Source organism: Lacrimispora sp. (assembly GCF_032078915.1).
GTDB lineage: Bacteria > Bacillota > Clostridia > Lachnospirales > Lachnospiraceae > Lacrimispora.
Window position 1 is genome coordinate 84142 of record NZ_DAMAUN010000011.1, and the last position, 7474, is coordinate 91615.

Sequence of the window (7474 nt, forward strand, 5' to 3'; positions counted from 1 at the left end):
AAAAGGTGAGAGAGAAATCATGAACGAAAAAAAAATGACAAAAGCAATTTTATCTGGCAGAGAAAAAATAGAGGATGTTTATTTTGTGGCATGCGGCGGTTCCTTAGTGGATCTGTATCCAGGGTATTACTTTGTACGCAGTGAGTCTAAAACCATGCATGCTGACTGGATCACAAGCAAGGAATTTGTGGTAACTCCTCCGACCCATCTTGGAAAAACCAGTCTTGTATTTATCTGCTCCCATGGAGGTAATACAAACGAAACCGTCGAAGCTGCCCATATGGCAAAAGACTTGGGCGCCGCTGTAATCACAATGACGCACAATCCTGATTCTGCGTGTAACGATGATTCTATGATGCCGGTCATTTACGACTGGTCAGATCATGTGAATGAAAAAGAAAAACCACAGGGAATTGTTCTCCGGGTATTAAACGAACTCATGAAAGCTCAGGAGCCGGATTATGCAAAATACGATGCAGTAAAAGATGGTCTGGAAAAAGCAGACGAAATCGTCCGCGCAGCCATCGCAAAGGTAAAAAACCGTACATGGCTTTTTGCAGAAAAATATTATAAGGAAGATTATCTGTATATCATGGGCTCCGGCGCTTCCTATGCAGCAGCTTACGGTTTTGCAATCTGCTCCCTTCAGGAAATGCAATGGATGGATTGTTGTTACTTAAATTCGGCTGAATATTTCCACGGACCATTTGAGGTGACCGATGAGGAGCATCTATATATCCTGTTAATGAGCAGAGGAAGAAACCGTATCATGGATGAAAGATGTCTTGCCTTCCTTGAAAAATATGGAAAAAAATACGAAGTAATCGATGCGGATGAATTAGGCTTAGAAACGATCGATGACAGCTGTGTTGAGTACTTCAACCCCATGGTATTCTACGCAATGAGCGTTGCTTACAGAAATGCCCTTCAGGATAAAAGATGCCATCCAACAGATATGAGACGTTACATGGGGGTTGTAGAGTACTAAAATAAATAAAATGGCGAGGTGTGGGTCATGGACAAATATGATGTAAGTGTACTGGGATTTGGTGATAATGTGGTAGATAAATATGTGCATATCAAGACGATGTATCCAGGAGGAAACTGCGTGAATTTTGCAGTATATGCAGATATGTTTGGAGCAAAAAGAAGCGCTTATATGGGATACTTCGGAAATGATGAAGAAGCGGAGCATGTAATTGCCACTTTAGAAGAAATTGGAATTGAAATGATTAAATGTGAGCAGCTGGAAGGTGAGAACGGCTGTGCAAAAGCAACGATCATTGATGGGGACCGTATATTTCTTGGCTCTAATGAAGGCGGTATCCGGGGAAAAACTCCTTTTATTCTGGACCGCTTTGATCTGGAGTATATAAAACAGTTCGACCTGGTTCATTCAGGAAATTACTGCTTTATGGAAAAGGAACTTCATAAGATTCGTGAGGCAGGGATCCTTGTTTCCTTTGATTTTTCCGATGATTCCACGGAGGAATATTACCAAAAGGTGGCTCCGGACGTTGATTTTGCTTTCTGCTCCTTTGACGGAACCAATGAAGAAGCAAAAGAGCATTTAAAAAAGGTGGTTTCCTACGGCCCGAAGCTGGCAGTGGCGTCAAGAGGTGCTGACGGCTGTATCCTGTACGATGGAAAAAGCTTCTATATGCAAAAGGCTGCGCCTGTCGAAACAGTGGTGGATACCATGGGCGCCGGAGACTCTTTAATTACATCCTTCATGGTTGGTTATGTTGCTCATCTTAAAAGAGGTGAGGCAGAGGCTGGTGCTATTACAGAAAGCCTGCAGACGGCAGCAGGCTTTGCAGCAAAAATCTGCGGAATCAGCGGCGCATTTGGATACGGTAAAATATACGAATAAGAGAATGGAACGAAAAGCACCAGTAAAAGAAATTATTCTTCTGCTGGTGCCTTTTTTTCTCCAATGTTCCGGTGCTTCCTGGGTGTTATATGAAATTCTCTTTTAAACAAACGGTCGAAATAACTGGTACTCTCAAATCCGGTTTGCTCCGCAATGTCGGTTATGGAGAGGTCTGTTTGAAGGAGCAGCTTCCATGCTTTATGGAGCCGGTATTTATTCAAGTATTCTATGGGCGACAAAGGAACGGAGCATTGAAAGCAGCGGAGAGCCTCCCGCTTGCTCACCCCCACGGATGCGGCGATTTCTTTCAGGGTAATCTTTTTCCGGTAGTTCTCTTCAATAAAACAGGTCATGCCTTTAAACCGGGCCTGAGAAATCCTGCTTACCCCCGTATTTTCCATGGTCGCAAATTCCATCCTGTGTTCAAACAAGCTGGTCCAAACCATGCAGATGATGATATGGGTCTCCAGCTCCCAGGAAGGACCGGGATTTTCGCATAGGTCATACAGTCTTGAAAGGGAAGAAAGAACGTCTTTTTGCCAGGAGATGCTTCTTTTTAAGACAAAATGGGAAATACCCGAAGTGAGAAAAGGAAGCATGTATTTATCATAAATGGAACTGTTTTCAGGTGCAATAAAATCGGATGCAAACAAAACGTTGGGGATAACTGCGGTCCCGGCTGAAAGAAAGCGGTGAATGACTCCGGAATTAATAAAAATCCCATCCCCTGCTTCCAGTATGTAATTGATATTGCCGATGGAACACTGCAGGATTCCTTCTGTAACAGATACCAGTTCAAATTCCCTGTGCCAATGCCAGTCAATGCACCTGTTATCGAATTTTCCTACATCTTCATAATAATATTGAAATGGAAAGGTGGAGGAGCCGTGGGAGACAAGCTCCATCATGGATTCGTCGGTGAGTATTTTCGTGCTTTGCATAGAGCGTTCTCCTTTTGCATTGTCTGGCCCTTGTCTGGCTGATTGGCTAGATTGTATCATAAACTGGCGGTAAATTACAAGATTTCGAATCAAAAATGCGGTATAATACAAAAAAATGAATAGCAGGTGATTCTCAATGAATAAAGATTATACCAAAACCGTCCATGCCTGTTTCATGAGTTATATCGTGCAGGCGATCATTAACAATTTTGTCCCTCTTTTATTTCTTACGTTTCAGTCAGAGTATGGCATTTCCTTATCCAGGATTACCATGCTTGTGACCTTTAATTTTGGAATTCAGCTGATCGTGGATTTACTGTCTGCGGGCATCGTCGACCGGGTCGGTTACCGGGCTTCCATGATAACGGCCCATATATTGTCAGCAATAGGTCTGGTGTCCTTAACCATTCTGCCCGGATTGTTTTCCCAGGCATGGATCGGTCTTTTTGCAGCAGTGGTCATCTACGCAGCGGGAGGCGGTTTATTGGAGGTTCTGGTCAGCCCCATTGTAGAAGCCTGTCCCACGGATAATAAGGAAAAGGCCATGAGTATGCTTCATTCCTTTTATTGCTGGGGGCATGTGGGAGTAGTCCTGGTGTCCACCATATTTTTCAGTATTGCCGGGTTAAAAAACTGGAGGCTGCTGGCGCTTTTCTGGGCGCTGATTCCTTTTGTCAACATGTTTTTATTTTTTAAGGTACCCATTGCACCGCTTATAGAAGAGGAAGAAGGCCTTTCCTTTAAGGGACTCATTGGAAAACGGATATTCTGGGGATTCATGCTTCTCATGGTTTGTGCCGGAGCCAGCGAACAGGCGGTGAGCCAGTGGGCATCCGCTTTTGCAGAGAAGGGACTGGGAGTGAGTAAGGCCATAGGGGACCTTGCAGGTCCCATGCTTTTTGCCACGATGATGGGAATCTCCAGGGCTCTCTATGGAAAGTACGGAGAAAAGGTGAATTTAAAAAAGATGATGATTGCAAGCGGAATCCTGTGCATAGGTTCTTATTTTCTGATCTCTCTTTCCCCCTTTCCTGCGCTGGGCCTTTTGGGTTGCGGCTTGTGCGGTCTGTCTGTGGGAATCATGTGGCCAGGTTCCTTTAGCATGGCTTCTGCCTCCATACGGGGAGGAGGGACCGCATTGTTTGCATTTCTGGCTCTGGCAGGGGACCTGGGCTGTTCCGGCGGGCCTACCTTTGTTGGCGTTGTTTCCGGATATTTTGGAAACAACTTAAAAATCGGAATATTGGGGGCTGTCCTGTTCCCTATTATTCTGGTATTCACCCTGATCCGCTTTTACAGAGCAGACAGAAAAACAGAAGGTTTCATGAAAAATAATCAGGAACAAATGAATTATGACATATAGATGTCATGTTCGGTATGCTATCATCCACTTACCATAGAAAGAAATGCCTGACAGATATCCGATTATGCTTCAAATCAGGCAAGAAAGAGGAAAAGAGGTAAGAAAGATGGATTTTGAGAGGATTGAGCTTAAGGAAAAAAAGGTAGTGGGGCTGTTGGCCCGGACAAACAACGCGTCACCGGATATAGGAAATGTGATCGGGGGTCTTTGGGAGAGCTTTTACGGGAAGGGGGTTTATTCCGCTATTAAAAATAAGAGCAATGATAAGGCCCTGGGGATCTATACGGATTATGTAGAAAATGAATCAGACGATTACAGTGTCATAGTGGCCTGTGAGGTGGAAGCAGCGGATGAACTCCCGGAAGGTACGGTGGCAAGGACCATTCCGGCAGGAACATATGCCAAATTTGTAGTAAGGGGAAACATGATAGAGGCGGTTGCAAAGTTCTGGCAGGAGCTTTGGAAGATGGACCTGCCAAGAGCTTTTGAATGCGATTTTGAAGAATATCAGAACGGGGACATGGAAGATGCACTGGTTCATATTTATATCGGTTTAAAGGACTAAAAAAAAGAAGGAGGGAGCCGTCAACGGTTTTCCCTCCTATTGTTTTTAGTAAATGACTTCTTCATATCCTTCTGTGGAAGGAAATTCAATGGAAACGGTTTTCCCAGGATTGTTATAATCCAGATTCATATTCATGAGCATGCCCAAGGACTCATTATCTTCGGTGATGGTCATGTAAATGGAAATGGCCTCCCTGGAAAAATAGCCTTCCGGGCTTATGACTGCTTTCCCGTCAATCCGGTCGATCTTATAATCGGAGTCAGAAAGAGTCGGCCAAATCTCATCGTAGAAATTGGTGAGATATGTTTCAAGGCCTTCTGTTTTGCTGGAATACATAAGGATTTTATTACCGGCGTCACCGTCTGCAATTTGTACATTATCCAGGAATGCCCCAAACTGTCCGGTCAGCCCTCCCAAAGTGATGTTTCTTGTCATATCTTCATATCCGATGTTCATCTTGTATTTTTCATACATTCCTGCATCCAGATAATAGCAGCCCCTGGTATAGAAGGAAGTCTCTGAATTACTTATTCCCAGCATATCCATAGTAGTCAGGTAAAGAAACTCCATGTTAGGAGTGTTTAAGTCATGATACTTAAGCTGCATATTCATGGAGACCGGGATATCCAGCCAGTCATAGGTAAGATTCATCTGGATGTCTGCAGTGATATCCAGGCCGGACAGCCCGGAACTTTTCTGGTCTGCTTCCTGATAAAGCTCCATCCCCTTCTGGTTTATGCTCCGCGCGGCAGCAGGATTAGAGGCCTTTTGGCGGACAATGCCCTGATCGGTCCATGCGCCGGATTCATTGACCGTGCTGCCGTCGGGGGCAGTGGACCCGGTCAGGATATAACCATTTTCATCAAAATAGTAGCATTCTGCCATTCCATCCCCGTCTGAGTCGATCCATTTCCAGGCGGAAGAGGGATAGGACTTATCTCCGTCCTGCCACCACCAGCCATGGCTGTCCTGCTTCCAGGCTCCTGCATGGGCGGTTGATGCCATGGATAAGGATAGAAGCGATGCGACTGCTAATAATTTTATCATCTTTTTCATGCTGTTTTTATTCCTCCTGCTTGTTATATTCGCCTTTATGATGAGAAAAGGCTTGGACAAAGCTTCCGGGTTATTGCACTTATTCGTCCATTGTACCATAATTTGGTAAATACAACAAGAAAATGCTGTCATATGTTCCCAACGATGAATTTCTTGTTCCGTACGACATTGATGAATATTTGTCAATGTGTTAAAATATGGAAGAAACAAGAGAAAAGGAGAAAGGCAGAATGTACGAGTACATCAGTAATTTAGAGAACATACCTCTTTTTGCGGCGTCAGATTAGATCCGCTGAGGAGAGGACAGGTAGGATTGGTACTTAAAAATTAAAAAACATTTGGAGGAATTGAGCGTGAATAATGAGTTATATGCTGTTTTAGCTGGATTAGGTATTTTTATTTTTGTATTTCTTTTAGTTGTTTGTATTTTACTATTAGTTTCGAATTGGAAGATTTTTTCGAAAGCCGGTAAGCCGGGCTGGGCGTCATTGATACCATTTTATAATATTTATATAATGTCTGATATCGCATTTGGAAATTTGAACTATTTTATTGCGGTTCTGATTACAGGGGGAGTTTCTTTTTTTGGAGGATTTTTAGATATCAGCATCTTAAGCAATCTTGCAGGATTGGCTTCATTTGTTATATATATCATTTATTGCGTTAAGCTTTCTAAAGCATTTGGAAGAAGCGGCGGTTTTGCAGTTGGCTTAGTGCTGTTGCCATTGATATTTTTCCCGATACTGGGACTTGGCAGCGCTGAGTACGTAGGACCTCAAGAGAAGGAAAGCGTGTGATAAAACAAGATATGAATAAACAAAAATTTATTAAATATACATTTCTTCTTTGTATCATAGGGCTCATCTTATGTGGAAGTGCCGGCTGTACGCAACAGAAAAAAGTACAACCGGAAATTCTTTGGGTCAATGGTACTTATGCTGTTTTAACAGAGCTTAACGGTGGAGATTATACGCTCTTAGGAGGCATGAAGGCGAATGATTTCAATAAACGGCTTGAGCTTGCGTCATTGGAGGAATGGTGGGATGTGACGGACAGAGCCAGTGCGGACGAAACCTTAAACTGGCTGCTTGACACAGGGCACCGGGCCGACTATGCTTCGCTGATGCAGGTGCTGGAAGAGGACGATGCTTCGGGACTTGAACGGGAGGAACTGGCCAAATATCTTAGTGAAATTGTGGGTGACGAAGAGGAAGCCAAATATCTCGTAAATGCATATGACAACTACGTAAATTACGGAGCAGGAGCCATCGACGGCTGGGACTACTGCCGTGCAGTATCCTTGTGCGGCTGGTATTATATTGCCGGATTTTATACGGAACAGGAAGCATTGGATAAGTCACTTGAAATAGCGCAGACGATTCAAAAAAGGTTTTCATCATGGGATGAGATGATGGACAGTTACTTAAGAGGGTATGAATATTGGTCTTATGAAAGCGGAGATGCCCGGCGGGAAATCTATGAAGATATCAAAACAAGGAATAACAATCTCTATCTGCTGGATTGGAACCTGCCGCTGACTTAATCAAATCGCAGACCTGCACAATGTAAATATAGTTTACATAAGAATTAATAAAGGAATTAGCATAAGCTAATTCCTTTATTGTAGTGTGCCCAGCGGGCGCACGTTCTAATGGGTGAAAGTCCCTAGTCCACCC

8 protein-coding genes are annotated in these 7474 nt (G+C 43.6%); 6 read left to right on the plus strand and 2 right to left on the minus strand.

Going from position 1 to position 7474, the window contains the following annotated elements:
• Positions 1-19: 19 nt before the first annotated feature.
• Positions 20-988 (plus strand): SIS domain-containing protein, encoded by a 969-nt coding sequence (locus RT269_RS06755; protein ID WP_313181440.1) that lies wholly within the window; start codon positions 20-22, stop codon positions 986-988.
• Positions 989-1015: 27 nt separating this feature from the next.
• Entirely contained in the window at positions 1016-1873 is an 858-nt protein-coding gene (locus RT269_RS06760) for a PfkB family carbohydrate kinase (RefSeq protein WP_313181441.1), read from the plus strand.
• Between the two features lie 32 nt (positions 1874-1905).
• On the opposite strand, the gene RT269_RS06765 is transcribed toward RT269_RS06760, so the two are convergent.
• Positions 1906-2814 carry an AraC family transcriptional regulator gene (locus tag RT269_RS06765; protein WP_313181443.1) on the minus strand — a complete coding sequence of 303 codons (909 nt, stop codon included), beginning with the start codon at positions 2812-2814 and terminating at the stop codon, positions 1906-1908.
• 136 nt (positions 2815-2950) lie between these two features.
• Here RT269_RS06765 and RT269_RS06770 point away from each other — a divergent pair, with 136 nt between their 5' ends.
• Both RT269_RS06770 and RT269_RS06775 read left to right on the plus strand, forming a co-directional pair.
• Positions 2951-4177 carry an MFS transporter gene (locus tag RT269_RS06770; RefSeq protein WP_313181445.1) on the plus strand — a complete coding sequence of 409 codons (1227 nt, stop codon included), beginning with the start codon at positions 2951-2953 and terminating at the stop codon, positions 4175-4177.
• Positions 4178-4283: 106 nt separating this feature from the next.
• Positions 4284-4742 carry a GyrI-like domain-containing protein gene (locus tag RT269_RS06775; RefSeq protein WP_313181446.1) on the plus strand — a complete coding sequence of 153 codons (459 nt, stop codon included), beginning with the start codon at positions 4284-4286 and terminating at the stop codon, positions 4740-4742.
• A 45-nt stretch (positions 4743-4787) separates the two neighbouring features.
• On the opposite strand, the gene RT269_RS06780 is transcribed toward RT269_RS06775, so the two are convergent.
• Positions 4788-5798, minus strand: coding sequence for a hypothetical protein (locus RT269_RS06780; protein ID WP_313181448.1), 1011 nt, complete (start codon positions 5796-5798; stop codon positions 4788-4790).
• 353 nt (positions 5799-6151) lie between these two features.
• On the opposite strand from RT269_RS06780, the gene RT269_RS06785 reads away from it, so the two are divergent.
• On the plus strand, positions 6152-6595 hold the full coding sequence (locus RT269_RS06785; protein WP_313181450.1) for a DUF5684 domain-containing protein: 444 nt from the start codon (positions 6152-6154) through the stop codon (positions 6593-6595).
• Complete coding sequence (locus RT269_RS06790; protein WP_313181451.1) at positions 6592-7341, plus strand: DUF1266 domain-containing protein; 750 nt, start codon at positions 6592-6594, stop codon at positions 7339-7341. Before RT269_RS06785 ends, RT269_RS06790 begins: the two co-directional genes overlap by 4 nt.
• The last annotated feature ends 133 nt before the right edge of the window (positions 7342-7474 follow it).